The sequence below is a fragment of the Nosocomiicoccus sp. HMSC059G07 genome (assembly GCF_001815515.1).
In the GTDB taxonomy this organism is placed as follows: domain Bacteria; phylum Bacillota; class Bacilli; order Staphylococcales; family Salinicoccaceae; genus Nosocomiicoccus; species Nosocomiicoccus ampullae_A.
This window is the reverse complement of record NZ_KV820883.1, coordinates 1-395: the sequence shown is the minus strand read 5'-3', so window position 1 is coordinate 395 and position 395 is coordinate 1. Positions and strand designations below refer to the sequence as shown.

General features: G+C 44.3%; 1 protein-coding gene. It reads right to left on the bottom strand.

Annotation, left to right across the window (positions count from 1 at the left end; all coding sequences use genetic code 11):
• Positions 1-395 (bottom strand): alcohol dehydrogenase catalytic domain-containing protein (locus tag HMPREF3029_RS08405; RefSeq protein WP_168165525.1); only part of this gene is annotated, 395 nt, incomplete at both ends.

Sequence of the window (395 nt, the reverse complement as noted above, 5' to 3'; positions counted from 1 at the left end):
AGTGTTTCGCAATTTGTGTCGCCATACTTCCAACGCCACCTGCACCGTTAATAATAAAAATGGATTTACCTTTATTGTCTTCTTTGTTCTTACTAATATTAAATACTTCAAAGAGTGTCTCTGACGCAGTAAGACTAGTGAGTGGAAATCCTGCCGCTTCATTAAGCGATACGTTTTTAGGCGCATGAGCGATATATGCTTCATGCATCACTTGGTGTGTCGCGTTCGAGCCGTCGACATCTGCGCGACCAGAGTAAAAGACGACGTCTCCTACTTTATAGGCTGTGACGTCACTCCCAGTGTCTTCTACGATACCGACTGCGTCGTATCCGAGTATTCTTGGCGGTTGTTTAATTTCAGCTTGACGTGTTTTTGTGTCGACCGGATTCATACCA